This is a genomic window from Faecalispora jeddahensis, assembly GCF_000577335.1.
GTDB classification, from domain to species: Bacteria; Bacillota; Clostridia; order Oscillospirales; family Acutalibacteraceae; genus Faecalispora; species Faecalispora jeddahensis.
The window spans coordinates 1-25,927 of sequence record NZ_CBYL010000004.1 but is presented as its reverse complement, the minus strand read 5'-3'; the positions used below and the strand labels follow the sequence as shown (position 1 = coordinate 25,927).

General features: G+C 51.2%; 23 protein-coding genes. 9 read left to right on the top strand and 14 right to left on the bottom strand.

The window, feature by feature from the left end:
- Nucleotides 1–77 precede the first annotated feature (77 nt).
- The 3 genes from TY09_RS02370 to hisH form a co-directional block, all read right to left on the bottom strand.
- Nucleotides 78–1,217: a D-alanyl-D-alanine carboxypeptidase family protein gene (locus TY09_RS02370; RefSeq protein WP_042430846.1), complete on the bottom strand. Its 1,140-nt coding sequence runs from the start codon at nt 1,215–1,217 to the stop codon at nt 78–80.
- 214 nt (nt 1,218–1,431) lie between these two features.
- A complete protein-coding gene (gene hisF, locus TY09_RS02365; RefSeq protein ID WP_009063947.1) occupies nt 1,432–2,190 on the bottom strand; it encodes an imidazole glycerol phosphate synthase subunit HisF in 759 nt (252 codons plus the stop codon).
- On the bottom strand, nt 2,190–2,828 hold the full coding sequence (hisH, locus tag TY09_RS02360) for an imidazole glycerol phosphate synthase subunit HisH (RefSeq protein WP_042430838.1): 639 nt from the start codon (nt 2,826–2,828) through the stop codon (nt 2,190–2,192). Before hisH ends, hisF begins: the two co-directional genes overlap by 1 nt.
- A 210-nt stretch (nt 2,829–3,038) precedes the next feature.
- Here hisH and TY09_RS02355 point away from each other — a divergent pair, with 210 nt between their 5' ends.
- Together TY09_RS02355 and TY09_RS02350 are read left to right on the top strand one after the other, a co-directional pair.
- Nucleotides 3,039–3,257 (top strand): CDIF630_02480 family spore surface protein, encoded by a 219-nt coding sequence (locus tag TY09_RS02355; protein ID WP_042430835.1) that lies wholly within the window; start codon nt 3,039–3,041, stop codon nt 3,255–3,257.
- Between the two features lie 131 nt (nt 3,258–3,388).
- Complete coding sequence (locus tag TY09_RS02350; protein WP_042430832.1) at nt 3,389–3,973, top strand: manganese efflux pump MntP; 585 nt, start codon at nt 3,389–3,391, stop codon at nt 3,971–3,973.
- A 103-nt stretch (nt 3,974–4,076) separates the two neighbouring features.
- On the opposite strand, the gene TY09_RS02345 is transcribed toward TY09_RS02350, so the two are convergent.
- Both TY09_RS02345 and TY09_RS02340 read right to left on the bottom strand, forming a co-directional pair.
- The gene (locus TY09_RS02345; protein WP_042430828.1) at nt 4,077–7,223 is read right to left on the bottom strand and encodes an AAA family ATPase; all 3,147 of its coding nucleotides are present in this window, start codon (nt 7,221–7,223) and stop codon (nt 4,077–4,079) included.
- Entirely contained in the window at nt 7,220–8,374 is a 1,155-nt protein-coding gene (locus TY09_RS02340; RefSeq protein WP_042431085.1) for an exonuclease SbcCD subunit D, read from the bottom strand. Before TY09_RS02340 ends, TY09_RS02345 begins: the two co-directional genes overlap by 4 nt.
- Nucleotides 8,375–8,816: 442 nt before the next feature.
- Between TY09_RS02340 and TY09_RS18525 the strand changes: the two genes are divergently transcribed.
- Entirely contained in the window at nt 8,817–8,987 is a 171-nt protein-coding gene (locus TY09_RS18525) for a hypothetical protein (protein ID WP_009064028.1), read from the top strand.
- A 109-nt stretch (nt 8,988–9,096) separates the two neighbouring features.
- On the opposite strand, the gene TY09_RS02335 is transcribed toward TY09_RS18525, so the two are convergent.
- The 3 genes from TY09_RS02335 to TY09_RS02325 form a co-directional block, all read right to left on the bottom strand.
- Nucleotides 9,097–10,779, bottom strand: coding sequence for a glutamine--tRNA ligase/YqeY domain fusion protein (locus TY09_RS02335; RefSeq protein WP_042430826.1), 1,683 nt, complete (start codon nt 10,777–10,779; stop codon nt 9,097–9,099).
- A 13-nt stretch (nt 10,780–10,792) separates the two neighbouring features.
- Nucleotides 10,793–12,250 (bottom strand): glutamate--tRNA ligase, encoded by a 1,458-nt coding sequence (gene gltX / locus TY09_RS02330; RefSeq protein ID WP_042430824.1) that lies wholly within the window; start codon nt 12,248–12,250, stop codon nt 10,793–10,795.
- A gap of 161 nt (nt 12,251–12,411) precedes the next feature.
- Complete coding sequence (locus tag TY09_RS02325; protein WP_042430822.1) at nt 12,412–13,215, bottom strand: M15 family metallopeptidase; 804 nt, start codon at nt 13,213–13,215, stop codon at nt 12,412–12,414.
- A gap of 270 nt (nt 13,216–13,485) precedes the next feature.
- Between TY09_RS02325 and TY09_RS17820 the strand changes: the two genes are divergently transcribed.
- From TY09_RS17820 to TY09_RS18515, 4 genes are all read left to right on the top strand, one after another.
- Nucleotides 13,486–13,662 (top strand): DUF1540 domain-containing protein, encoded by a 177-nt coding sequence (locus TY09_RS17820; protein WP_009063651.1) that lies wholly within the window; start codon nt 13,486–13,488, stop codon nt 13,660–13,662.
- Between the two features lie 234 nt (nt 13,663–13,896).
- Complete coding sequence (locus TY09_RS02320) at nt 13,897–14,388, top strand: amidase domain-containing protein (protein ID WP_009063413.1); 492 nt, start codon at nt 13,897–13,899, stop codon at nt 14,386–14,388.
- Between the two features lie 79 nt (nt 14,389–14,467).
- Entirely contained in the window at nt 14,468–14,644 is a 177-nt protein-coding gene (locus tag TY09_RS18520) for a hypothetical protein (RefSeq protein ID WP_009064125.1), read from the top strand.
- Nucleotides 14,645–14,646: 2 nt separating this feature from the next.
- Entirely contained in the window at nt 14,647–14,802 is a 156-nt protein-coding gene (locus TY09_RS18515; protein WP_009063815.1) for a hypothetical protein, read from the top strand.
- Between the two features lie 45 nt (nt 14,803–14,847).
- Here the strand turns inward: TY09_RS18515 and TY09_RS02315 are convergent, their stop codons facing one another.
- From TY09_RS02315 to TY09_RS02300, 4 genes are all read right to left on the bottom strand, one after another.
- Nucleotides 14,848–16,356, bottom strand: coding sequence for an IMP dehydrogenase (locus tag TY09_RS02315; RefSeq protein WP_042430818.1), 1,509 nt, complete (start codon nt 16,354–16,356; stop codon nt 14,848–14,850).
- Between the two features lie 145 nt (nt 16,357–16,501).
- Complete coding sequence (locus TY09_RS02310; RefSeq protein WP_042430815.1) at nt 16,502–17,083, bottom strand: HD domain-containing protein; 582 nt, start codon at nt 17,081–17,083, stop codon at nt 16,502–16,504.
- A 688-nt stretch (nt 17,084–17,771) separates the two neighbouring features.
- Nucleotides 17,772–18,464, bottom strand: coding sequence for a DUF3298 and DUF4163 domain-containing protein (locus TY09_RS02305; protein WP_042430812.1), 693 nt, complete (start codon nt 18,462–18,464; stop codon nt 17,772–17,774).
- A gap of 132 nt (nt 18,465–18,596) precedes the next feature.
- Nucleotides 18,597–19,556, bottom strand: a complete 960-nt coding sequence (locus TY09_RS02300) for an O-antigen ligase family protein (RefSeq protein ID WP_242841421.1) — start codon at nt 19,554–19,556, stop codon at nt 18,597–18,599.
- Between the two features lie 543 nt (nt 19,557–20,099).
- Here TY09_RS02300 and TY09_RS02295 point away from each other — a divergent pair.
- Nucleotides 20,100–22,508, top strand: a complete 2,409-nt coding sequence (locus tag TY09_RS02295; protein ID WP_042430805.1) for a cation-translocating P-type ATPase — start codon at nt 20,100–20,102, stop codon at nt 22,506–22,508.
- Between the two features lie 389 nt (nt 22,509–22,897).
- Nucleotides 22,898–24,652, top strand: coding sequence for a hypothetical protein (locus TY09_RS02290; protein ID WP_042430802.1), 1,755 nt, complete (start codon nt 22,898–22,900; stop codon nt 24,650–24,652).
- A 123-nt stretch (nt 24,653–24,775) separates the two neighbouring features.
- On the opposite strand, the gene TY09_RS02285 is transcribed toward TY09_RS02290, so the two are convergent.
- Together TY09_RS02285 and TY09_RS02280 are read right to left on the bottom strand one after the other, a co-directional pair.
- Nucleotides 24,776–25,513, bottom strand: coding sequence for an SH3 domain-containing protein (locus TY09_RS02285; protein WP_042430800.1), 738 nt, complete (start codon nt 25,511–25,513; stop codon nt 24,776–24,778).
- A gap of 64 nt (nt 25,514–25,577) precedes the next feature.
- Nucleotides 25,578–25,927, bottom strand: a 350-nt coding sequence (locus tag TY09_RS02280; RefSeq protein ID WP_042430797.1) for a polysaccharide deacetylase, incomplete at its 5' end; no start/stop codon positions are given.

Below are 25,927 nucleotides of genomic sequence, written 5' to 3'. Positions count from 1 at the left end.
TATTTTACAATATCTTAGCAGTATTTGCAAGGCGGCGGCCGCAAGATTTTACGAATAATTTCGGTTGAAATTACCAATCAGAAGCATACCATTCCCATACAAAGCAGGCGGAATACGGAAAAGAACGTCATTTTTTCCACTGCTGCTTTGGCGCGGATATCGGTTTCCAGAAGCGTTTCGTCCCCCAGTTTATACGTAATTTTACCGATGATCTGTCCGGATTCGACGGGGGCTTCCAGCGAATCCGCCACCACGATCTGGCTGACTACCTCTGATTCTTTCCCCTTTGGCACCAGCAGAGCAGGGTTATCGGTTGTTTCGGGTTCTACCGAGGACTGCATGCCGTTTGTTATAGGAACCTTCTGCAGCTCCGGCTTTTCGGGAGTGGCCATCGACCAGTTGGCAAATCCGTAATCCAGAAGTTTTGCCGCTGAAGAGAATCGGTCGTCTGTCGTTGAGCTTCCCAAAATGACCGCAACCAGGCTGACCTGGCCCCTGGTGGCGGAAGCGCTGATACAGCTGCCCGCTTTGCCTGTGGTTCCCGTTTTCAGGCCCGTGATTCCCTTATAGCTTTTGATCAGCTTATTGGTGTTGACCAGCTGTGTCTTGCCGTCGCGCACATGGTCGATCCACGTAAGGGTGTACTCTGTGATCTTTTCGTGCTTGAGCAGCTCCGCGGACATCAGGGCAACGTCGTTCGCCGAGGTCAGGTGGCCGTCCTCGTCCAGGCCGTTGCAGTTTTTGAACGTGGTGTCGTTCATCCCCAGCTCTTTGGCTCTGTCATTCATCATGCGCAAAAAATCATCTTCGGTACCCGCCACGTGTTCCGCAAGGGCCACGGCGGCGTCGTTCGCGCTCATAATCACGGTCGCCTTGATCAGATCGTTGACAGACATGGTTTCCCCTTGCTGCAGCCAAATATCCGATCCACCCATAGAGGCCGCGTGGGCACTGGCAGAGACCGTATCGGTCAGCGCGATTTTGCCGGAATCGATTGCCTCCATGACCAGCAGGAGTGTCATGACCTTGGTAATCGAAGCGGCCGGACGCTTTTCATGGGAATTCTTTTCATACAGAACCTTGCCGGTCTTTGCTTCCACCAGAATCGCCGCAGGGGCTTTTACCTCTTCGTCCGAAATCGCCATTGCGGGAGCCGCGGCGGAAATCAGGACGCAGGCGGACAACAGCACAGAGATCGTTTGTTTTTTCCAATTCACCTTTCCTACACCTCCAGCATAGAAAACCGGTACTCCCGGTTTTTTCAAAAATTAACCGAATTGACACCATTCCCCGGCACACACGGTTTGACCCAGAGGAACAGAACTTGCTAATTCTTATGCCGTGTCCGGCAAATCTATCCATAAAGCGGGAAATAATCGGAAAAAGAAGCGGATTCCAGAGAGCTGGAATCCGCTTTGAAGTGCCCGCCAATCAGAATCGGACGGAAATGTCTTTTTCTTTGAGATATTCTTTCAGCTCAGGGATGGTAATCTCCCCGAAATGGAACAGGGAAGCCGCCAGAACGGCGTCGGCCTTTCCCTCGGTGAAAGCATCGTAAAAATCCTTCAGGCTCCCCGCCCCGCCGGAGGCAATCACAGGGACGCCCACCTGATCGGAAATGGAGGCGGTCAGCTCCAGATCATACCCGTCCTTTGTTCCGTCGCAGTCCATGCTCGTCAGCAGGATTTCACCCGCGCCGAGGGACACCGCACGCTTTGCCCACTCTACGGCGTCTATGCCCGTATCGATCCGGCCGCCGTTGAGGTAAACCGTCCAGCCGCCGGAGGGCGTCCGTTTTGCGTCGATGGCGCAAACCACACACTGACTGCCGAATTTTTGGGCCGCCTCGCTGATCAGCGACGGATTGCGCACCGCCGCGGAGTTGACCGAAACCTTATCCGCCCCCGCGCGCAGCAGCTGGGTGAAATCCTCCACCGAACGAATGCCGCCGCCTACCGTAAACGGAATGAAAATGCGCTCCGCAACCCGCTGAACCAGGTCGACAATCGTTCCGCGTTCCTGCACGGTCGCGGTGATGTCCAGAAATACCAGCTCGTCCGCGCCCTGCTTATCGTACAGAATCGCGGCTTCTACCGGGTCGCCCGCATCTCTCAAATTGACAAAATTGGTTCCCTTGACCACGCGCCCGTTATTGACATCCAGACACGGGATAATTCGTTTGGCATACATCAGCAGCTCCCCTTCCCTTCCCGGCCGGTTTCCGCCATCCGTGCAAAATTTTTCAGCATCTGCAGACCGGCCTGTCCGCTTTTTTCCGGATGGAACTGGGTGGCGAACACATTCCCCGACTGCACCGAGGCATCGATCGTCACGCCGTACTGCGTGTGCGAGGACACAATTTTCCGTTCGGGTGAGTGCAGATAATAGGAGTGGACAAAATAAACGTAAGACTGATCCGGCACCTGACGGAACAGACCGTCCGTCTGGTCAAGGGTTAAGGAGTTCCAGCCGATATGCGGGATCTTCAGGCCGTCGCCGTCGGGAATGCGGCAGATTTTCCCGGGAAATACGGAAAGTCCTTTTACCCCCGGGGATTCCTCGCTCTCTTCAAAGAGCAGCTGCATGCCAAGGCAAATGCCCAAAAATGGCCGGCCGCCCGCGATGAAATCCAGCGCCGGCTGCCAAAGCCCGGATTGCCGCAGAGAAGCCGCGGCGTCCCCGAACGAACCGACGCCCGGCAAAACAGCCGCCTGCGCCCGCATCAGCCGGCCGGCGTCGTGGGTGATTTCCACCTCTGCGCCGATAAACCGAAATGCGTTGACAACGCTTTTTAAATTACCCGCCCCATAGTCCAGAATACTGATCATAAGCTCTTCCCTCTTTGCCCATCATTCCGGTTCAAATTTTATATTTTGTCACATATACAAAACGCCGGAGTAATATAATTTTTTTAGAAAATAATATTGGTATAAAGCCACAGGCTTTGTATTTATTTTATCATGTTTTTACCGTAGTAGCAAACGAAAGCGCGCATTTTTTCAATGTGATGTCGCACAATAAATACGGAGGTGTTACGTATGCTATTTCACAGAAAAGACAAAGAGGAACCCGGTCAGCGCAATCGGCTGAATTCCGCCGCAAAAGTGACCCGCCCGGGACCGGAACGAGACGATACGGATAAATATACGATCCCTATTACCTATCCGGACAGACGATACAGCAAAACAAAAGCAGCTATGCCGTCTGACGAAAATGTAAAGGAAGCCAAGGACTGGGTAGACTACAATATCAAGTAAAATACAGGGGAAGAACGGAAAATTCTGTTCTTCCCCTGTATTGTTTCAGTAAAAGCTCTCATAATTCCGGTCGTTCCCCAATATATTCTTTTCAGAAGCAAACTTAAAATCAACACGAAGGGAAGTTGCGTATGGACTATTTCTCCCTTGTGGGAATTGCTGTCGGCCTTTCTATGGATGCGCTGGCGGCCTCCGTCGCAAATGGAACTGCCGTACGAAAGGTGACGCCCGGATTTGCCCTAAAGGTCGGCCTGACCTTTGGTCTTTTTCAGGCGTTTATGCCCTGTCTTGGCTGGGCCTTAGGAACGGCGGGTGCCGATCTCTTAATACATATCGAGCACTGGCTCGCTTTGCTGCTGCTGACCTATTTGGGCACACAGATGATCTGGGAATCGTGTTTTGGGGAGCATGCCGAAGAGGCCAGATGCCACACGGTGGGAAAACGAGCCCTGCTGATTCAGGCGGTGGCAACCAGCATAGACGCGCTGGCCACGGGGATTATTCTGCCTTCTTCCGTGGGAATTCAAAGTGTGCCGCAGATGATCTTTTCGGTTTCGCTGATTGGAATCATCACTCTTGTGCTTTGCTTTGCGGGAGTATATCTTGGCAGAAAATTCGGATGCCTGCTTTCGGGCCGCGCCGAAATCGCCGGAGGAATCATTCTGATTCTGATCGGCATCAAGATTTTCGCCGAGCATCTGCTCACTTCTGCCTGACGTCTTATTTGAATTTTAATAGGGTTCTCTGCGTTCTTCCCCGCCGAAAGCGGGGAAGAATTTCCTGTTTTTATTTTGAAAAGCAGATTCCGATCCATTGTCTTCAGCGGCTGGTCAGAACAGCCGTGCTGCCGGTCACACTTTTTCGAATCGTAATTTTTTTATCGATTTTTTCTTTCAGCTCCGGCACATGAGAGATGATGCCGACCAGACGATCGCCGGTCGTGAGCGCCGCCAGCGCGGAGATTGCCTGATCCAGGGATTCCGAATCGAGCGTGCCGAAGCCCTCATCGATAAACATGGTGTCGATCTGTACCCCGCCGGCGTAGCTCTGAATCACGTCGGACAAGCCTAAGGCCAAAGACAGCGACGCCTTGAAGGATTCCCCGCCCGACAGAGAGCGCACGGAGCGCAGCTTGCCGGTATAGTAATCCATCACATCCAGCTCCAGACCGGACTGGCTGCGGTTATCCTCGGGGATTTCCTTGCGAAGAAGCTCAAACCGGCCGTTCGTCATCCGGCTCATGCGCTGATTGGCCTCCTGGATCACCTTTTGAAAATACGCGGCCTGCACATACTGCTCAAACGCCAGCTTCTGGCGTTCGGGCAGCTCCCCGTTTGCCGTTTTAGAGAGGGAGGAAAGCATCAGATAACGATGCTCCAGCTTCTCTTTCTGCCGCAAAGCGTCTTCCAGCTTCTGCAAAATCCTCTGGTTCCCGTGATAGCGCTGTGAGGTTTGAGAGACCTGTTCGTCCAATACGGATTTTTCCCGTTTCAGTTCCTCTTGCTGCAAGGCCAGTTTTTCGGAATCCACCGGGCTTTTCTCCGCCGTTTCTTCATTCAGGCGGCGGATCGTCTCTTCGGTAAAACGCTGGCTTTCCGTAAAGGCCTGCACCTCGTTCCGCCAGGCTTCCACCCGGCTTTGATTCGACAGCGCGGCCCGGTACTCCTCTTCGCTGAACTGGTTTTCTTCCAGCGCCCTGCGGTAATCCTGTTCGGTTTGTTCCAGCCTTTGTTTCTGCTCTGCCAGCTGGTTTGTGTTTTCTTTCAGAACAGCACGAACGCTATCCAGATCGTTGCGGCCTTTGGTAAGCGCGGCTTCACTATCCTGAAGCCGTTTTTTCAGCTCCCCCAAACGGGACTCGGACTCGGCGATCTGCCGCCGCAGCTCTTCCTCTGATTCGCAGGGCAGCTTCCCCCGCACCAGAGCTGCCTCCGCCTGCTTTGCGCTTACCTGCGAAGCAAGGCGCGACTGTTCCTCTGTTTCGCGCTGCACGAGCGGCTCGCATTCTTTCAAAAGCCGCTGTGTTTCGTCGAGTTCTTTTGTCCAGAGCTCACGGTTATCGCAAAGCTGTTTGAGCTCGCCGTACTTCTGTTCCAGAACCCTTTTTCGCCCGGTGTTTTCGGTACCGATTGTAATGATCTGGGCTTTGAGCGCAGGGAGTTCCTCCTGCGGAGCAACCTCCGGCAGAATCTGCCGCCACTGCCGGTAGAGCTCCTGCCGGGCAGACTGTACCTCGACCTCTTTCCCATGTGCCTGCGAGCTGGTCTCGCGCCGGTGGGCCTCTGCCTGCTCCCGCTGCCCGCGCAGCCGCTGCAGCTCCTGTTCATTCGGAGCGCCGCCGATCATCTCCGCCTTTTGAGGATGTTCTTTCGAGCCGCAGACCGGGCATGGTTCCCCCGGGCGCAGACGCCCGGCCAGAACGCCGGCCTGCTGGTCAAAATACAAACGCTCCTTTTCCTCGCACAGGCCATAAATTCTGCTGTATTCCCCATCGGCGTCCAGATATTCCCGCTGTGCGCGCTTCTGCTCTGCTTCCATCGCTTCCAAACGCTTTGCCATATCGTGCAGCAAAAGCAAATTGGAGCGCAGCGTTTCGGCAGTCTCTTTTTCCTTTTCGCATTTTACCAGAGAAACCGGCGCATCCGCAGACTGCGACAGCAGCGCCTGGCGCTCGTCACGCTTTTTGGTAAGATCTTCCCTTCGTTTGGTTACTTGCTCCAAATGAGTGATATTCTGCGAAAGAGCCCGTTCAAAATCTTTCTGCTGCTGCATCAGCGTTTTGTAATGCGCATAATCCGGCAAAGCCGATCGAAGGCCCGTTAAGCGCTCCGCAAGCGCTGTTCGCTGCGGCTCGGCTTCCTGCTCTCTGCTCCAGTTTGCTTCTAACTGTTTGAGCTGATTTTCCAAAAGAGCCGAACGCTCGCTGGAAGCGCGAATTGCATTTTCCAGACGTTCAACATTTTCCTTCGCGGAACAATAAATTTTCTCATACGGCAGCACACGCTCCGCAGCAGCGCCGGCCCTGCGGGCCAGATATTCTCTCTGCCGGATCTGCGGTTCCTGTTTCAACAGTTCCTCACGGCGAAGCAGGGCCTGTTCCAGCTCGCGGAACATCCGGTTGATCTGCTCCGCGCGGGTAAGTTCGGCAATCAGCTTTGCATCTGCTTCCTGCAGCTTTTCCTGCTGAAGCTTCTGGGTTTTGAGAAGCGCTTCGTCCTCCCGCAGCATTCTATTCCAAAGCGCAGTCATTTCATCCATGCGGTGCAGATTCTGCTCAGCCGCCCATTCCTGCACCAGAGATTCGGCGGTTTGCTCCTCGCTGTAAAGTAGATTACCTGTGTACTGCAATATTGCTTTACAGGAGTCCTCCCATTCGATTCTGGCCGCTTTTTCCTGCTTTTTCAGTTCCAGCTGTACCGCTTCCAGCGGCGCTGTGCCAAATACACGGCGAAAAATCTCCGCCCGCTCGCGGTGATCCGCCAGCAGCAGCTTTAAGAACTCCCCCTGCGCGATCATGGCGATCTGCTTGAACTGCTTATAATCGATCCCCAAAAGCTCAGTGACCGCACCGGTGACCCGTACATTCCCGGTGATTACTTTGCCGTCCGGGAAGGTCAGCGACGCATCGGCGGGCTCGTCCGTAACCCCCTCGCCGCTTTTTTTTGGGCGGCGGTATTTGGGATTCCTTCGCAAAAAATATTCTTGTCCGCGGTGCAGAAAAGACAATTCCACATAGGTTTTTTCCTCCGGGCGTGCAAAATCGCTGCGCAGGCTCTCTACCGGGCGCACGGTACCGCTCGATTCCCCAAACAGCGCGAAGGAAATCGCATCAAACAGCGTCGTTTTTCCCGCGCCGGTATCCCCCGTGATCAAAAACAGCCCCATAGAGCCGAACTGCTCAAACGGAATCTCAACTCTGCCTGCAAAGGGGCCGAACGCGCTGACGGTTAAATGCTTCGGCTTCATCGCGTCTCCTCCTGACTGCTGCAAAACAGCGACTCCATTACCTGGGCCTGCTCCTGCGTCATTTCTTTCTGGTTTTGCATCTGGAAGAAATCTTCAAACAGTTCCATCGTTGTTTTTTGAGAAAGGTCTTCCCCCGATGCGGCGTTTTTCAGCTTGATTTCCCTGCTGAGGCGATTTTCAAAATCGAGCCGCATGATATTCGGGTAAAATCTGCGCAGGCGGCCGATGGGGTCCATCAGCTCCTCGATGTCCGTCAAGGTCGCGTGGATGTAATCCTCCGGGTTCGCGGAATTCACAACCTGCGGGTCGGTCAGCTGATCGATCGGGCCGCGGATTTCGCGCATATCGCGCAGCGGAACAAGGGGAATCTGGCGAATCAGGGTATTTCCTTTCTTCAGCAGCTCGACGATCGTCACGGATTTTTTCTGACGGCTTTCTGAAAAGGAATATTTGAGAGGGGAACCTGCATATCGAATGGTATCCCGCAGCATTTTCTGCGGGCCATGCAGATGCCCCAGCGCCACATAATCAAAGGCGTGGAAAACCCCGGCGTCCACCGCGTCCGACCCGCCGACATATGCGGTTTCAGAATCCGACTGCTGCGGCAGCTCCCCCCGGTTGGTCACGAACTGATGCGCGACCAGCACCCTGCGGCAATCCGGCCGATCGGGCACCGATTCCAGAATCGAACGTACGGCATCCTCAGTGCTTTCCAGCTCTTTTTCGGGGAAAAACGGAGCTGCCAGCGCGGGCTTGATAAACGGCAGCAGGTACAGTTCCACCGACCCGTACTCATCGTGCATCAGAACCGGTTCTAAGGCGCCATCATAAGCCGCGGCGATCGTAATCCCCTGGCGGCGCAGAATCCGGCTGCCAAAGCTCAGGCGCTCCGCGGAATCGTGGTTCCCGCAGATCATAAAAACCGGCAGCTTTAAAAACGCCAGACCGGTCAGAAAGTCATCCAGAACCGAAACCGCCTCTCCGGGCGGAATGGTTTTATCATAAACGTCCCCGGCGATCAGGACAGCGTCGGGCTTCTCCTGCTCCGCAATGTTTAAAATCTGCTTTAATATGGCGCGCTGATCCTCCAGCATACTGAATTCATTGACCCGTTTGCCGATATGCAAATCCGCCAGATGCAGCAGCTTCATACAATCCCCCTTTTCTGTAAAGAAAACCGGCGCCGGGGCCATCTTCAGCCTGCCGCGCCGGATATGCTTTCTTTGATTGGTGAATGACTCAGCGGCTCTTTTTCAGGCTGACAATCTGGAGCACGGTCAAAGCGATGCTGACCATTGTCGCCGCAATTCCCAAAACAAAGCTGGCAATCGATAAGCTCTTCTGCATGTTGTTTCACCTCATTCTTTCTTTTTGGATATCACACGGGAGCAGATACAACGGCCTGCCGCCTAAAACACATGGATTCCTCAGTGCAGTACAGCGCCTGATACCAACAGCTACATTATATCATTTTCGCAAAGATTGGAAAAGCCTTCAAGCAAAAATTTCCGTAAATTCCGCTTGTACAAGGCTGACAGATTTTACCGGAGCTGCATACTATATTCATACCAGCATCTGTGCGGAGGTGGAAACATGGAGATCAGAACTAAGATTTACGACTGCAAAAATCCTGAGCAAAATCCGGTGCCCCGTTGGATGGGGTATTACGGAAAATCGGATAAGAGCAGCGTTGAACTGGACCCTGTTGAGCAGTTCAAACAGAATCCAGACAGCTTTTTCCCCGAGTTTACCAAGAAAAAGTGAAAGCGTTGCGCCTGGTAATACACCGGCGCGCGCCGATTTTGCCGCCAGCTGAAACTGCGGCGTTAGAAATGCCCCGGCTTTGCGTACTGCAGGCCGGGGCAAGCTGTTTTTATTTCTTATTGAAGCTGTCTTTGAGCGAAACCGAACGGTTAAAGATAGGATGCTCCGGTGTGCTGTCAAGATCCGGGCAGAAATAACCCTGGCGCATGAACTGGAACGAAGCGGGCGCAGAGGCTTTCGCCACATCGGGTTCTACCTTGCAGTCTTTCAGAACCGTCAGCGAATCGGGATTCAAAAGCTCCAAAAACTCGCCGGCTTCCGGATCGGGAACGGTAAACAGGTTATCGTACAGGCGAACTTCTGCCGAAACAGCGGACGCCGCATTGACCCAATGAATGGTTCCCTTCACCTTTCTGCCGTCCGGCGTGTTGCCGCCGCGGGTGGCCGGATCGTATTCCGCGTAAACCTCAACCACATTGCCGTTTTCATCCTTTTTGCAGCCGGTGCAGCGAACAATATACGTCGTTTTCAGACGAACCTCGTTCCCGGGGAACAAACGGAAATAGCCTTTCGGCGGCGTTTCGGTAAAGTCGTCGCGCTCAATCCAGACTTCGCGTGAAAAATCGACCTTGCGCGATCCGTCCTCGGGGCGGTTCGGATTATTCTCTACCTCGAACTCTTCCACCTGATCCTCCGGATAATTGGTGATGATCAGCTTGATCGGATCGAGCACGCACATCACACGCTGTGCGTTCAGATTCAGGTCCTCGCGCAGGCAATGCTCCAAAAAGGCATACTCCACCGTGCTGTTCACTTTGGATACGCCCAGACGCTCAATAAAGTTACGGATGGAAGCCGGAGTATAGCCGCGGCGGCGCAGGCCGCACAAAGTGGGCATACGGGGATCATCCCAGCCGGAAACGAATTCCCGCTCTACCAGAAGCCGCAGGCGTCGCTTGCTCATGACCGTGTTGTTAATGCCAAGACGCGCAAACTCGATCTGGCGGGGCTTCGAGGGCAGATCTACATTCTGAATCACCCAGTCGTACAGCGGGCGGTGATCCTCAAATTCCAGGGAGCACAGCGAGTGCGTAATATCCTCCATTGCGTCCTCAATGGGATGCGCGTAGTCGTACATAGGGTAAATGCACCATGCGTCGCCGGTCCTGTGGTGAGAGGTATGGCTGATGCGGTACAAAACAGGATCGCGCATGTTGAAGTTGCCGGAAGCCAGATCGATTTTTGCCCGCAGCGTCATGGCACCGTCCGGGAATTCCCCGGCCCGCATTCTGCGGAACAAATCGATGCTTTCCTCCGCCGGGCGGTCACGATACGGGCTGACTGCCGGATTTTTCAGATCGCCGCGGTTTTCCCTCATCTGATCGGGTGTCAGCTGGCATACATACGCAAGGCCTTTTTCAATCAATTTTTCTGCAAGCTGATACATGGTTTCGAAATAATCCGAGGCATAATAAAAACGGTCGTCCCAATCGTAGCCAAGCCAGTGGATATCCTCCTGGATGGCGTCGACATATTCGGTATCTTCCTTACTGGGATTCGTGTCATCCATGCGCAGATTGCAAATGCCGCCGAACTTTTCCGCAGTGCCGAAATCGATGCAGATAGCCTTCGCATGGCCAATGTGAAGATAGCCGTTCGGCTCGGGAGGAAAACGGGTGTGAACGCGCTTGCCTTCAAAGCGCCCGCCCGGCGCGATATCTTCTGTAACGAATTCATGAATGAAATTGCCGGCAGACTCCGGATTCAACGGTTCTCTTTTTTCTTCGCTCATCGTATTCTCCCCATTACCCTTCACATTTTTTCAGACCCAGCTCTAACCGGCGCAGGGACTCTTCCCGGCCAAGAATGGCCAGAATCTCCATCGCGCCGCCCGGTGTAACGGTCTGGCCTGCCGCCGCAATTCGAACGGGCCAGAGAAGCGTACCGTTTTTCACCTCGAGCCGCTGAGCCAGCGCCAACAGCGCTTCGTGCAGGCTCGGTACCGTCCAGTCAGGCAGCTCCCTGAGGACAGAAATCGACTCGCGCAGCAGCGGCGCAGAATTTTCAAGCGTCGTTTTGCTCTTCTTATTCACAAAGAAATCGGCGGGATAATCCGGCAGATCTTTCAAAAAGCCGACCATCTCGGGAATCTCGCTCAGCTTTGTCACGCGGGGCTGCAGAATCAGCGTCAGCACAGACCAATCTGCCTCGGTATCGCCGAATGCCTGGCGATAATACGGCATCGCATACTCTGTAAACTGCTCCGGCGTCATGGCACGCAGATACTCCCCATTGAGCCAGGTCAGCTTGTCGTAGTCAAAAATGGCAGGCGACTTGCTGATGCCTTCGATCGAAAAGCGCTCGATCAGCCCCTGCATGTCCATTTTTTCCTCATTGTCTTTGGGGCACCAGCCCAAGAGGGCAATATAGTTGATGATCGCCTCAGGCAGATAGCCTTCCTTGACCAGATCGGCAAAGCCGGTGGAGCCGTGGCGCTTCGAGAGCTTTGACGCGGTACCGTCGGCGTTTCTGCCCTTGATGAGCGGCAGATGCACATACGTGGGAATCTGCCAGCCATAGGCTTCATACAGCAGATTGTACTTCGGCGTGGAAGACAGATATTCGCTGCCGCGCACCACGTGGGTGATCTCCATCAGATGATCGTCGATCACGTTGGCAAAATTATAGGTGGGGAAACCGTCGGATTTCAGCAGAACCTGATCCTCAAGCTCCTTATTCTCTACAGAGATATCGCCGTAAACGGCATCGTGGAACGTAGTGGATCCCTCGGCCGGCATCTTCTGGCGGATGACATGAGGTGTGCCTGCCGCGAGCAGACGATCGATTTCCTCCTGAGGGAGGTGCCGGCAGTGACGGTCGTATCCGCCAAACGTGTTTTCCTCATGCAGGGAAGCCAGGCGTTCCTTCGTACAGAAACAGTAATATGCTTTTCCCTCCTGGACAAGCTGCTCAGCATACTTTTTATAGGTATCCATGCGCTCGCTCTGCACATACGGCCCATAAGGCCCGCCGATATCGGGGCCTTCGTCGTGCTGCAGGCCAACCGTTTTCAGGGTGTCGTAAATCACCTCGACAGCGCCCTCCACCTGACGTTCCTGATCGGTATCTTCAATTCTCAGGACGAAATCCCCACCCTGATTCTTCGCAATCAGGTATTCGTACAGCGCTGTGCGCAAATTGCCCACATGCATAAATCCGGTGGGACTGGGAGCAAATCTGGTTCTAATTTTTTTCTCTTGCATATCAACACCCCTTCAGGATTGAGTCGTTTCTTGCTTGAAACGTGTCTTTTCAAAAAATGACGTTGATCGATTTCCCCCACCGAAGGCGGGGGAAATCGATACCTTCGTCTTTCAGAAGAAAACAGTCTCTTTCTGTTATTATATCAAAATTTGGAATTTATTCAATTATTTTCTTCGTTTTGTGCCAGGTAATTCACGTATTCCTCCAGGCACATGCCCAGTTCATTCATTTTTTGCGCATTCTCTTTGCCGACATAGCGGTAATGCCAGGGTTCAAACATGATTTTCGTGATGTCTTCTTTCTCTCTGGGGTAGCGAAGAATAAAGCCATATTCCGCAGCATGCTGCTTCATCCATTCATAGCCCTTTTCTTTCTCAAATTCCGGGCGCACCCCGTTAACGTCGATCGCAAGACCGGTATTATGCTCGCTGTGCCCCGGTTGGGCCACGGCGATAGCAGCCTTTTCCTTGGCCTCTTCCGGACTCATTCCCTTTTGTTCGTTTTCCTTGATTTCGCGTTCCAGCAGCTCTTTTTGCAGCTCCGGCGCACGGTATGCGGAAGAAATCCAAAGTGTTACGTCGTCTTGTAAAGCGGCTGCGGCCATCTGTTTGTACGGTTCCACAAGACGCTCGTCCATTACCATGTCATACGCCTTGACCAAATTGGGCTTATATTGATCCGGAAGACCGTACTCCCAATTGACAAGAAGTAAATCACTGTCTTTTTCCCATACCTTTGCCAGCTCCGCAGCAGACACCGAAGACTCTGTCGGCGTTGATTCCAGAGCAGAAGATTCGATCACCTCAGAAGATGACGGTGCCTCTGAAACACTGGGCATAAAGGTTCTCACCCAGTGGATCATCGGTTTGTTTTGCGCAATGAATAAAAATAAAATCGAAGATGCCAGAATCAAAAGGCAAAGCAGCAAAAGCGCCGCTGTATTTTTCATTTTAGGGTGCTTCATGATATTGCTCCTTATTTTCCATTGTTTCCCTTAGAATACCTCATTTTACTAAAAATATGAGATATACAGTTCCATATACAGAATAGGCACAACAAACCGGCAAGTCCATCTTGCCTTTGGCGAGGATCCAAATGCCTCGTTTTTTAAAAAAGTCGTATGGCTATAGTACCATTCTCACTCGATGGAAGCAATCTCAAAATTTACACTTCATAATTCGTTCTCTTTTTCTCATACTAAGGACAGCCTTTGAGTGAAAGGAGGCGAGCTCAGATGATGAATTCCAATGACCGTCCCAATCCGTCGATCGGATGCAGCGTAGACCAGTGTCAGTATCACTGCGGAACACAGGATTTCTGTTCTCTGGAAAAGATTCAGGTTGGTACCCATGAAAAGAATCCTACCATGGACCAGTGCACAGACTGCCAGTCTTTCCGCGTAAAGCAGTAATTAATGCTCTGCCAAGGCAGGCGTTTTCACCGCCGTGTTTCGGCACAGCGGTGAAAACGTACATAATTCGCTTCGGTGCATAGGATATAATAGCCTCACGGAGCCAAAGCAGGGCTTCGGGCGGGTGAGAACATTATCATCAGCTTTCTGATTTCAAATTTGGAATGAAATCCTGAAAGACCATTTGATGATTTATGATTCATATCCTATCTAAAAGTAATGGAGGAAATTTCCATGCTTCGCATCGTAGCCTATAACCGGACCGCTGCTGTAGAGTATGCCCGCAAATGGGCGTTTCAGAGAAATCCGGCCTATTATAATTTTGAAAATCTGGGAGGCGACTGCACTAATTTTGCCTCGCAATGTCTTTACGCTGGCAGCGGTGTGATGAACTACACCCCCACGTACGGATGGTATTATAACAGCAGCAGCGACAGAAGCCCCTCCTGGACGGGGGTCGTTTATCTGTACCAGTTCTTGACGCAGAACAAAGGCCCGGGCCCCTTTGCCACAGAGACAGACGCCTCTGAAATGATGCCCGGGGATATTATTCAGCTGGGTGATCAAACCGGCAGATTCTATCATTCCCCTATTGTTGTGGCGGTCGAGCCGGGTGAAATTTACGTCGCGGCCCATACCTTCGACGCATTCATGCGCCCTTTGAGCTCTTATGTATACGACCGCAGCCGTTTTCTTCACATCGAGGGCGTCAGAAAGTATCAATAATGCAATTTTTTCTAAAATTCCCTCCCTTTGCCTGAAATTTTTATGAAAATCAGTGCAAAATAAATAAGAGGTGAATTTTATGGACAAAAAATATCCTGATTTATATGCTTTGATGAAGGATGACCCGGCTGCCAAGCATTATTTTGATTCCCTGCCGGAACATGTGCGTTCGGCTATCGCCCAGCGCCCCGGTGGAGTCAATTCCTTTGAGAGCCTGTGCAGCTATGCCGACAATCTGACGCAGGGGGATCGATAACGATGATTCTGCCGCCAGATGTACCGTGGAGTCAGCCTTTTCTGGAAGAAGAAATCTGCGATGACCCGCTGAAACCGATCTCTCAGACTTCGGAAGAAACGCCGTTTCTTCCGTTTCCATTTAAAGACGATTTTTATCGTCCCGAACAAACCCTGTAAGGAAAAACACTGTACCGAAACGGTACAGTGTTTTTTTATCCGATTTTATTTTACGATATTGTTGCCCGTATCCTTCAGTACAACGTCATGGGCACCGCCCTCTACAATAGAGGTTGCGGAAACCAGAGTAATCTTGGCTTTTTTCTGCAGCTCAGAAATGGTCAAAGAACCGCAGTTGCACATAGTGGATCGGATTTTATTGAGGGTCAGGTTCACGTTGTCCTTCAGCGCGCCGGCATAGGGAACATAAGAATCGACGCCCTCTTCAAAAGAAAGCTTGCTGGCGCCGCCCAGATCGTAGCGCTGCCAGTTTCTGGCGCGGCTCGAGCCTTCGCCCCAGTACTCTTTCATATAGCTGCCGCCGATGGTCACCTTTCCGGTAGGGCTTTCGTCAAACCGGGCAAAATAACGGCCCATCATCAGGAAATCCGCCCCCATCGCCAGCGCCAAGGTCATGTGGTAATCGTAAACCAGGCCGCCGTCGGAGCAGATCGGCACGTAAATGCCGGTTCTCTCAAAGTACTCGTCGCGGGCCTTGGCCACGTCGATCAACGCGGTAGCCTGGCCGCGGCCGATGCCCTTTTGCTCGCGGGTAATGCAGATGGAACCGCCGCCGATACCGACTTTCACAAAATCGGCTCCGCTTTCCACCAGATACAAAAAGCCCTCTCTGTCTACCACATTGCCGGCGCCAACCTTTACCGTGTCGCCGTAGTTCTCGCGAATCCAGCTGATGGTTTTCTTCTGCCACTCGGAGAAGCCCTCGGAGGAATCGATGCACAGAACATCCGCGCCTGCCTCGACCAGCGCGGGAACGCGCTCTGCAAAATCGCGGGTATTGATACCTGCGCCAACTACATAACGCTTGTGGTCATCCAGCAGCTCAAGCTTGTTTTCTTTATGCGAGGCATAGTCCTTACGAAATACCAGATAGGCCAGATGCTGATTTTCATCCACGATCGGCAGAGCGTTCAGCTTGTGATCCCAAATGATATTGTTTGTTTCTTTCAGGGTAACGCCCTTTTCGGCATATACCAGCTTGGAGAAAGGGGTCATGAATTCAGAAACCTTCGTGTCCGGGTCCATACGGCTGATGCGGTAGTCGCGGCTGGTGACAATCCCCAGCAGCTTGCCGGTCGCGGTTCCGTCCTCGGTTACAGCCACGGTGGAATGGCCGGTTTTCTCTTTCAGATCCAGAATGTCCTGAAGCGTCTGATCCGGCTTAATGTTGGAGTCGCTTACCACAAAACCGGCCTTATAGCTTTTGACACGCTGTATCATCGCGGCTTCTTCTTCAATGCTCTGAGAGCCGTAAATAAAAGAAATGCCGCCCTCTTTTGCCAGAGCGATCGCCATTTTATCATCCGAAACAGACTGCATGATCGCCGATACCATCGGAATGTTCATGGAGAGTGCAGGCTCTTCGTCCTTCTTAAATTTGACAACCGGTGTTTTCAGACTGACATTGGATGGAATACATTCAGCAGAGGAATATCCCGGAATCAGCAGGTATTCGTTAAACGTGCGGGAAGGCTCTTCAAAATAATAAGCCATGGATTAATCGACTCCTTTTTCATTAAGACTTCTATTCTTGTCCATTTATTATAATTAGATAATATTATAGTCATATTTTCCACCAATGTAAACAGGCTTGTCCTACAAAATACCCCGTATCCTCTGAAAAATCATGGACATTTTGTCAATGTGCGGAGGAGGTTCCTTTTTCGCGCAGATAAGTTGATTCCAAATCTGCCAAATGCAGCTTGACCGCGATCGGATATTTTTGATAAGCAAGGCTGATCGCGAAGTTTCCGGAGCGCGCGGAATCGTCGAAGCCGCCCATATGCCAGCGGATCGCCACAGCCTCCGCGGGCTTCAGGCGAAGAAAGCGCTCGATCAGAAAGACGGACTTTTCTCCATGTCCATATGGAAAGCTGTCCTCTACCATGTAAAACGGACGCTTCTCCCACGCACCGGTTTCCTCATTCTTTACGTTCTTTGTGGAGGTTTTATAATATTGCGCCTTGCACACATCATGCAGAAGTCCGCAGATCGCGAAGCTCTCTTCGTTGTCTTTTCCCTCTTCAAAATGCTTTTCGCGCATCACGCGGTATACATTGACGCTGTGCTGTGCAAGGCCGCCCAGGCAGGCGCAATGAAATTTTGTGCTGGCCGGAGCAGTAAAAAAGTCGGTGGTGGAAAGCCATTCCAGAAACTCCCGGCTGCCGCTGCGGTGAATATTCGTGGTATAGATTTCTTCAAATTCTTCTTTGGCGTTCATTTTTCTTCTCCCCCATTTTGTACACAATGATGCGTTAGATCATACGATCCTTTTTCTGTGCAGCTCTGCCGCAGCAGGCTTCTATTGGCATAGGTCTGCCCCTTTGCCGGGGCGGGTACTTCTTCTGTTATTTATATTGATATGGAAAGACGAATTCTTCTGCGAGTTCCCCGTATGGGAATTCTGCTGGCACAGGACTTGCCCCTCACCGCTGGCGCGAGCACCTACTTTCGCTGCAAGGCGGCATTAAAGCAAAGACTCACTAAAGACTCACCAAAGGCTCCGCCTTTGGAATCTGCTTAACAGAACAATCCATGAAAATGTAAATCCCCGCTACTGTAAAGGGCTTCATTGAAAGTGTTCGCTCGCAAGGTTATTGTCGTCGGCTGCGCTAAAAGTTGTTTCCGCGTGAAAACAGGAAGTTTATTTCGTTTGCTTCCCCGCGACGTGCGTGCAGGCTCAGCCTGCATAAGATTATTATATCATCCCGGTCAAAGCAGACTCAAATAAAAAGAGTTCAATGCCTTACTCACCTAAGTGGATGATTCAATACTCTCTCAGGCGCCCGAAGCTTCGCTTCGGCCTGCGCCGTGAGGTTATTATAGCATAAAACCTTTCCCCTTGCCATGTTTTTCCCGCAAAGAGAAATGCCCTCTGCCGGTCATTACAGGCAGGGGCAAAATTTTCTCTATTGCTGGCAAACCGGGGGGCATTCCAGCTGATCAAACGGAATGGAAAAGGTAACGATTCCGGAAACATACGGCGCGATTTCATACTGCTGAAAGTAAAAAGCCACACTGTTATCCGTAAGATAAAACCGGTTGGGATTAAAATACCGGGTGATCAGCTTGCGGTAATTATCAAAATAAATACCGGGACATTTTCTCATGTTTTCATCGGCCTGAAACAGGATTTCATCCAGAAGCGCTTTCCGAAAGTTCGTTTTCGGATGAAAGAAATCGCACGCCTGAACAGCCCTGCACGCTTTCAGCGACCAGGTATCGGAACGGCGGATGGTATTGCCGTGTGCTCCACCCGTATACTCATAGGCATCGCGATACAGGCTGACATAGCAGGAATTGCAGGCAGTCACCTGATACTGCAGAACGGCATCATACGGGTGGAAGGGCACCTTATCTTCCGAGTCGTTTGCATTATGCAGTGCGCAGGCCGCCTGGCGAAACAGGATTGTCGCCGCGTCATGAAAAAAGCATTCCACCTGCCCCCAGATGCAGCGATTGATGATCGTTTCCATTCTTCCGCATTCGGGAAGCTCAAATTTCGGGTACTCAATCTTTACCGTCAATATTTCGGTTCCGGCGCTGCTGAAAGTCTTATCCAGACTGCACATCAAAAATCTGCACTCTTCCGATGAGCTCATTATCATCCCTCCCGTTTTCAATGATATGCCCCGAATTTTGCTTTAGACCATTTTTCGAGAGGATTTTCGTATTCTGAAAGCAGCATAGAAAAAGGCCTCCGCACAAAGCGAAGGCCTTTCAGAAAAACCAGATTAATTTTTAAATACTGCCGCACCCCGATTGGAGCGTTCCAAATAGCCGGTGGCTGTTGCCAGACGCTGACGCACACGAAGGATTCCGCCCGCGTAAACAGCGTTGATACCGGTGGAAGAAAAAATCAGAAGAAACAGCATTGCGGTCTGGCCCCAGAAGATCGTAACATCTGTAAAGCCGTGTACCAAAATAGCGCAGGAACAAGCGGCCAGAAGAATATTCATATTCCCGCAGATTCTACCGCGGAAACGAGTCAGTACAATTTTAGCCTGACAATACAAATATCCAGTAATCACCGCTGCGCCGACCAGACCAAAATTCAATAATGTATCCAGATACAGGTTGTGAGCGTGATATGTTTTGTATCCAAAATATTCTTCACAGGCCAAACGGTAGGCTGCCGCGCCCTGGCCAAAGAACGGATGATGCTCGATTCCCTTGACGGAAGTCATCCAGATGTTGACCCGCTGATCCCATGATTGATCAATAAACTCAATGCGGGGGAACAGCTCCGGCATCATCAGACCGGCTGCCACAAGGAATATCCCGCTGACGCCGATGATCGTTGCGACTTTGCGCTTCCCTTTCAGGAAAAGGAATACAAGCACCGCAAGTCCGAGAGAAAAGATGGCCGACATGCTGGCCGAAAGATAAAGCCCCACAAGATTGCTGGCGATCACGATCAGATAAAACCGACGATTCTGTGCATTGGTAATCATCCGATAAAGAGCGATCAGAACAACAAATTCGATCATGGTCGCATAGAAATTTGCGTTAGTGAACGTTGAGATCGGGCGGAACGAAGGCTCCGTCGCGTAAGTGGAAATCTTTTGAAATACTGCCACCACTGCACACGCCACACTGCTCAGGCAGGCGGTATCCATCGCCTGATCAAAAAGCTGCTTCGTCATAAAGCTGCGGATATAGAACCCGCAGACCAAAAGAGCCGCGGCAAACAATGAATAAGCGCTTCCAATATGGTTATTGTATACTTGCCCGACAAAACCGGTAAACAGAAAAAATAATACAATTCCTATAGAATACGGATCTCCAAAAGCCTCTGCTCGTCTTTCGTAATTGATAACCGTCATAAATGCAATCAATGAAACGGCCGCCATACTGACATAAAACGGTAGAAAAATAGATATCGTCAGAAACAGCACCAACATGCCGTTCAGGTCCTTGCCCGATTTTAAAGAGATAAAATCGAACGCGTCTTGCTTAAAAATGGTATCAATCTCCTTTCTTTCTGCAGCAGAAATTCACCTGCACAGAATTGTGAAATTACAACGCATTTTCTGTTCACCTTCACTAATCATCCATTATACCACAAATAACATTTGCAACAAGACGCATAATTGTTAAATGGAGAAATGCCATATCTTTGTTTTTTGGATAACTCTACAAAAATTATGACGTGATTTTGAATTTTCAGAGATTGAGGCCAATCCTTTTTTCTGTTTAGGGTATACTGTTAAAAAACATAAGGTGGATGAAAACAAATGACTGAACCGTCACAAACTTATTTTGAACGGTTTCATCCCGACTATTCAACCGGACTGACGCAGGAACAAATTGACCAGCGGCGGCAGCAAGGTCTTTTTAACGGGGAATCAGACATAAAGACAAAGTCGGTGAAAGAAATTGTTTTACAGAATATTGTTACACCCTTTAACATATTAAATGCCGTTCTGGCCTCTTTGATTTTACTGGTAGGCTCTTATAAAAACCTGCTGTTTATGGGTGTCATCCTCAGTAACCTTCTGATCGGAATCTTTCAGGAAATTCGTGCCAAACGAACCATAGACCGCCTGGCTTTGATCGCTGAGCCGAAAGCCAAGGTAATCCGAAACGGCGAACAGCTCACCATTGAAGTTCACGACGTTGTTCTGGACGATATTCTGTTTTTGGAAGCGGGCAACCAAATCTGCACCGATTGTATCATATGCAGCGGCGAGTGCGAAGTAAACGAATCCCTGCTAACCGGCGAATCGGACCCTGTTCCCAAAAAACCGGGCGACACGATGCTTTCGGGCAGTTTTATCGTCAGCGGAGCGTGCCACGCTCAGGTAGAACATGTTGGAAAAGACAATTACGCGGAGCAGATTTCTCAGGATGCCAAATACCTGAAAAAGCCAAATTCTGAAATCATGACCTGGATTAACCGCATCATTCAGGTAATTGGGGCCATCATCGTACCGATCGGGCTGATTCTGTTTTATAAGCAGCACTATGTTCTGCAGACTGCGTTTTCCAAATCGATCGTCAGTACGGTGGGCGCTCTGGTCGGCATGATCCCCGAAGGGCTGGTTCTTCTGACGAGCGTCGTGCTGGCCGTCAGTGTCATTCGTCTTGCTTCGCACAAAACGCTCGTTCAGGAGCTGTATTGTATCGAAACGCTGGCCCGCGTCGATGTCCTGTGCCTGGACAAGACCGGCACGATTACCGAAGGCACCTTACAGTTTGACGACCTGGTTCTTTGTAATGGCACGGAGCAGGAACAGGCGGAAACCGCTCTGTGCGCCCTGACCACCGCACTGCCGGACAACAATCCCACCATGGACGCGGTGCGCAAAAGCTTCTCTTCCCCTCCCGGCTGGAACTGTGAGGAGATCATCCCGTTTTCCTCCGCCAAAAAATGGAGCGGCGCTTTTTTTGAAAATCAGGGCAGCTTTATCCTCGGCGCGCCGGAGATTCTTCTGCCGGACAAGTCCTCCGACATCCGGCGCGACGCCGATTCTTATGCACAAAGCGGACAGCGGGTTCTGCTGCTCGTAAAATCCGCCGGGCGCTTTCAGGACAAGGAGCTTCCGGGCGAGCTGGAGCCGATGGCCCTGCTTTTGTTCAGCGACAGAATCAGGCCGGAGGCCCCTCAGACACTGATGTATTTTGCCGAGCAGGGCGTTGATCTCAAGGTGATTTCGGGTGACAATCCAATTACGGTTTCAAACATTGCCCAAAAGGCCGGTATGGAAAATGCAGACAACTACGTGGATGCAACAACTCTGAAAACACCGGAGGAGCTGGCGGAAGCCGCCGAACGCTACACGGTTTTCGGCCGCGTAACCCCGCAGCAGAAGCTCGATCTCGTCAAAATACTGAAGGCGAAACATCACACGGTCGCAATGACCGGTGACGGCGTCAACGATGTTCTGGCCCTGAAAGAGGCCGACTGCAGCATTGCGATGGCTTCGGGAAGCGACGCCGCCAGAACCGTTTCTCAGCTGGTGCTGCTGGACTCGAATTTTGCCTCCCTTCCCAAGGTAGTGCACGAAGGGCGGCGTTCGATCAATAACCTTCAGCGTTCAGCCTGCCTGTTTCTGGTAAAAGCGTTTTTCTCCGCGATTATCGCCGTATACTTTATCTTCGCGCCGTATGACTATCCCCTACAGCCCATTCAGTTTTCTCTGATCAACCTGTTTGCAATCGGCGTTCCATCCTTTATTCTGGCAATGGAGCCAAATAAAGACAGGATCCGAGGAAAATTCATCGTCAACATCCTTACAAAATCTCTGCCGGGCATGCTTGCCATGGCGCTCACGATCATCATTTTAATGCCGGTCGGCACCTTCTTTCATTTGTCGGATGATGAGGTATCCACCGTCAGCGTGATTCTGATCGGCGCTACCGGCTTGATGAACCTGCTGAGCATTTGCCTGCCGTTCAACACCCTGCGAAAGGTGTTGTTCTACTGTATGTCTCTCGGATTTTTAACCGCCATGCTGCTGTTCCATGACTTCTTCTCTCTGGTTCATCTCACTGCGCCGATGCTGTTGGTTATCGCGGTAATGATGATCTTTTCGGCGTGTGTTATCACGATCATCTATCGTATGGTCAAGGGTTTTTACCATCTGGAGGCCGTCCCTGCTGTACACGCGGAAAAACCCCGCAAAAGGAAAAAGATTCTCTGAGTCTTTCTTCCTGCCCCAGGTCACACGCGGCAACCTGGAGCAATATTAATTGCCTGAACCAAACCAAAGTATCGACAGTAAAGCAATTTTAGGTATTGCCTGCGCAGCGAGATTCTGTAGCTTTGTCGAAAGTCTCACTTTAGCACAAAAATTCAGGATTCGTCCTTTTAAGCTCTGTAAAAAAACAAGCCGGTAGTTTCAATGACTGCCGGCTTGTTTTTGATTCCGAAATCTCTTCTCCGGGAGTTCGGAAATCCCCTTGATCCGCGTTTTCCCATATATACCCAGAATCACCAACATCTACCGGTTCCTTGGTACAGGACAATGGCTTATAATGGATTTATATCCTGTTACAGCCATCCAAAAAGAAATATTGAAGGAGTGTTCTAATGACTTGCACAAAATGCGGAAATACTACGAGCAACGGGGAATCTTTATGCGAACAATGCTCGGGTGAAGAAAACGGATCGATCCCGGTGAATGGAGCCGGGCCGGGAAAGCCCGGAAAAATCAAAATCGCCATCATAGCACTGGTATCAGTTTTTGTTCTGCTGGCTGGAGTGGTTACGGTGGGTAAGCTCTTTTTCAACCGCGACTTCATGCAGCTGATCCAAGGAAAAACCAAGTATGTGCAGAATATTGAGCTGGCAACGGCGCAATCGAGCACAAAGCAAATCATATCCCTCCTGGATGGAAGCGTCGGCCTCGCACAGAGCTACAATAAGCCGAAAACGCTCAATTCCACCTTACAGTATAACGTCAAATTGCAGGATCAGCTTTTAAAAGATCTGAACCTTCCGGCGGAACAATCCCCAGCGGTTCAGAAAACAATGGAGTACCTGAACAGCCTGAACATGAACGTAAAAACGCTTGTCAATGAAAACGGCACGCAGACCAGCCTTACGGTTACTGATCCGTCCGCCTTAAAACTGACCGTGAATTCTTTGGCCTACAACGACGGGAAAACGTATATACATATCCCGGAGCTTCTGGACAAATATCTGCTGGCCGAGGATCAGGCGGCGCTGCAGGTCACTCCCGACAGTCTTGCGAAAATCAAATACGACCCGGCAACATTACAGGCCAGCCTGGACAAGCTTGCCGCCATTTATGCGAATTCCCTTTCCGCGGCTGAAATAACAGCGGAAAAGGACCAGAGCATTACGGTTGACGGCGAAACGGTTCAGGGGCAGAAACTGACAGCCTCGCTGAACGCGGTCCAGACAGCGGCTATGGTAAAAGAAATTGCAGAGGCCGCCAAGAATGACGACACTCTTTATGCCTTCGTGTCGGACAATTACGATCTGTTTGCAGGGTTAGCCGGAATCGAAGCGCAGGCATCTTCGGAAAAGCTTACAAAAGAAAACTACGGCAAACTCATCGACGAACTTTTCGCCAGCCTGAATCTGGAAGAGGATGGAGTCACTTTTTCCGCGATCTCCTATCTCTCCCAGAACGGGGACTTGCTGGCCCATTCCTATGAAAGCCTGGACAAGACCAGCAAGGTGCAGTTAAACTATCTGATTACCGAGAAGAAGTATGCGGTCGAACTTCTGGCCGACGAAGGGACCGGCTTTACTTTCAGCAACACCATGACTGGCGAAGAAACCGGCAAAATACAGCTGATCCTCCGAAACGAAGAGGAGCCGAAAAACATCGGCGTGAACGTGGAGTATTCCGGATGGAAAACGGCTTCGTTCCTCGATTCTGAAATCGGAGTCGGAACGTTTGTGATTTCGTTGTATGACCCCGATCATGAAATCGGCAAATATGTAAAGGAATCCGGGCTTCCGGCAGCATTCAATCAGTTAGATCAATTGAGTTTAAAAATAGAGACCGCTTTGAATGGTGACAGCCTCGACAGCACCGTACAGCTTTCCATACCCAACCTTGTTTCGGCCCTGTTTACTCAAAAAACCAGCGGCACGCTCGGCGATACGTCCATCCCCGCGCAGCCGAAACCGGGCCAGATCGTCGACCTTTCCAAGGAGGAATCCACAGCGGCGGCGAATGAACTGGGTATCAACGGAATCAAGTTCCTGGCTGAAACGATGAAAAAGGATCCGGAACTGACGGCCGTGTTAGCCGCATTCGGAATTTCCAGTGAACAGCTTGAGATGATGGCGGCCTATGCGCAAGGGTAACGCAGCCATTCGCACAGAAAGAGAGAAGCTCGAAAGAGCTCAATAGAGAAAGAGCAGGAAAACAGCAAACAAGCTGTCCCCTGCTCTTTTTTACTATCGGCGCTGCCAAACCAGCGTTTTTTGTCACCGTATAAACTGACTGCTGGAATAGCCGATGATGCCGTTGTAATTGACAACATACCATCCCTGCCATTCTCCCAAAACGGTAATTGTGGCGCCATTGGGAGCCTGACCGATCACGGCGGCATCCAGACTGGGTCTGTTGCGAATGTTCAGATTCCCTCCCTGCGTTACAACCTTTGCGGTACGCGCCGGCTGAGGGTTGTCGATAAACGGAATCCCGAAAATCTCCGTCAGGGACTTTACCAGATTGGCCGCGATCTCGGGCATATGGGTCACCAGCCATTCTGCATCCTCGGGATTGTCGTGGTACGCCGTTTCAACCAAAACCGCCGGGGCGTTTGTCTTTGTGATCTCCGCCAGCGTTGTGGTCGGCATCGTGCGCACCCTGTCGGGCAGGGGATAAATCTCTTTGTAATTTCTGGCAATAATCTCCGCCGCACGGCTTCCGGCAGTGCTGTATGGATAGTAGTAGACATCGGTGCCACGCAATTGGCCGGAAAGTTGTGGGGGCGCAGCATTGGAATGCAGTGCCAGATGCAGGTCGTAATATCCTGCGTTAGACTCGCGGATTGCCTGACCGAGAGTCATGCCGACCGTATTTCGCGTAAAGCGGATTCCATTGGCGCGCAGGTACGGCTCCATATTGTCCGCGAGAATATTCATATGATATTGCTCACTTCCGCCGTTTACGTACTCATTATACGGCTGCAGGGACGGACTAAGATAAATATTGGGCATAGACAGCTTCCTCCTTTTGTTCCATGATATGCACAAAAGAAAGAACCGGTAATCACAAGAAGGATTATTTTAGCCGTCCGGCAAAAAAACTTTCGCTCGTTTTGCCGGGAGCGCGCAAAAAGCGCCCCAGCAGATACAGACTTTCCGGATCGCGGGTAATATCGTTGATCCGTTCCTCACAGCTTAAAGAGGCCCGAAAGCCCATTGTGTGCACGACCGGGAAGGATTCTTTGCTGATGATTCCAAACGGATAGGTAAACGCAGTGGGCGTCCACCCTGTGTGGGAGCGGACAAGCTCCTGCATTTCGGTCAAATCACTGGTCAAAAGCGACGTATATGCCTCTATACTTTCCCGTTTGTTCTTCTGCGCGCCAAGGCGCCCCGTATCGGCGGTTCCGTGCAGATGATAGCTGT

Bases quoted from the DNA above. Each gene is read 5' to 3' on its own strand.
- TY09_RS02290 (WP_042430802.1), top strand. From the start codon at position 22,898: ATGACTTGCACAAAATGCGGAAATACTACGAGCAACGGGGAATCTTTA.
- hisH (WP_042430838.1), bottom strand. From the start codon at position 2,828: ATGATCAGTATTCTGGACTATGGGGCGGGTAATTTAAAAAGCGTTGTC.
- TY09_RS18525 (WP_009064028.1), top strand. From the start codon at position 8,817: ATGGAGATCAGAACTAAGATTTACGACTGCAAAAATCCTGAGCAAAAT.
- TY09_RS02345 (WP_042430828.1), bottom strand. From the start codon at position 7,223: ATGAAGCCGAAGCATTTAACCGTCAGCGCGTTCGGCCCCTTTGCAGGC.
- TY09_RS18515 (WP_009063815.1), top strand. From the start codon at position 14,647: ATGATTCTGCCGCCAGATGTACCGTGGAGTCAGCCTTTTCTGGAAGAA.
- TY09_RS02335 (WP_042430826.1), bottom strand. From the start codon at position 10,779: ATGAGCGAAGAAAAAAGAGAACCGTTGAATCCGGAGTCTGCCGGCAAT.
- TY09_RS17820 (WP_009063651.1), top strand. From the start codon at position 13,486: ATGATGAATTCCAATGACCGTCCCAATCCGTCGATCGGATGCAGCGTA.
- TY09_RS02285 (WP_042430800.1), bottom strand. From the start codon at position 25,513: ATGCCCAATATTTATCTTAGTCCGTCCCTGCAGCCGTATAATGAGTAC.
- gltX (WP_042430824.1), bottom strand. From the start codon at position 12,250: ATGCAAGAGAAAAAAATTAGAACCAGATTTGCTCCCAGTCCCACCGGA.
- TY09_RS18520 (WP_009064125.1), top strand. From the start codon at position 14,468: ATGGACAAAAAATATCCTGATTTATATGCTTTGATGAAGGATGACCCG.
- TY09_RS02340 (WP_042431085.1), bottom strand. From the start codon at position 8,374: ATGAAGCTGCTGCATCTGGCGGATTTGCATATCGGCAAACGGGTCAAT.
- TY09_RS02325 (WP_042430822.1), bottom strand. From the start codon at position 13,215: ATGAAGCACCCTAAAATGAAAAATACAGCGGCGCTTTTGCTGCTTTGC.
- hisF (WP_009063947.1), bottom strand. From the start codon at position 2,190: ATGTATGCCAAACGAATTATCCCGTGTCTGGATGTCAATAACGGGCGC.
- TY09_RS02315 (WP_042430818.1), bottom strand. From the start codon at position 16,356: ATGGCTTATTATTTTGAAGAGCCTTCCCGCACGTTTAACGAATACCTG.
- TY09_RS02305 (WP_042430812.1), bottom strand. From the start codon at position 18,464: ATGAGCTCATCGGAAGAGTGCAGATTTTTGATGTGCAGTCTGGATAAG.
- TY09_RS02355 (WP_042430835.1), top strand. From the start codon at position 3,039: ATGCTATTTCACAGAAAAGACAAAGAGGAACCCGGTCAGCGCAATCGG.
- TY09_RS02310 (WP_042430815.1), bottom strand. From the start codon at position 17,083: ATGAACGCCAAAGAAGAATTTGAAGAAATCTATACCACGAATATTCAC.
- TY09_RS02320 (WP_009063413.1), top strand. From the start codon at position 13,897: ATGCTTCGCATCGTAGCCTATAACCGGACCGCTGCTGTAGAGTATGCC.
- TY09_RS02350 (WP_042430832.1), top strand. From the start codon at position 3,389: ATGGACTATTTCTCCCTTGTGGGAATTGCTGTCGGCCTTTCTATGGAT.
- TY09_RS02295 (WP_042430805.1), top strand. From the start codon at position 20,100: ATGACTGAACCGTCACAAACTTATTTTGAACGGTTTCATCCCGACTAT.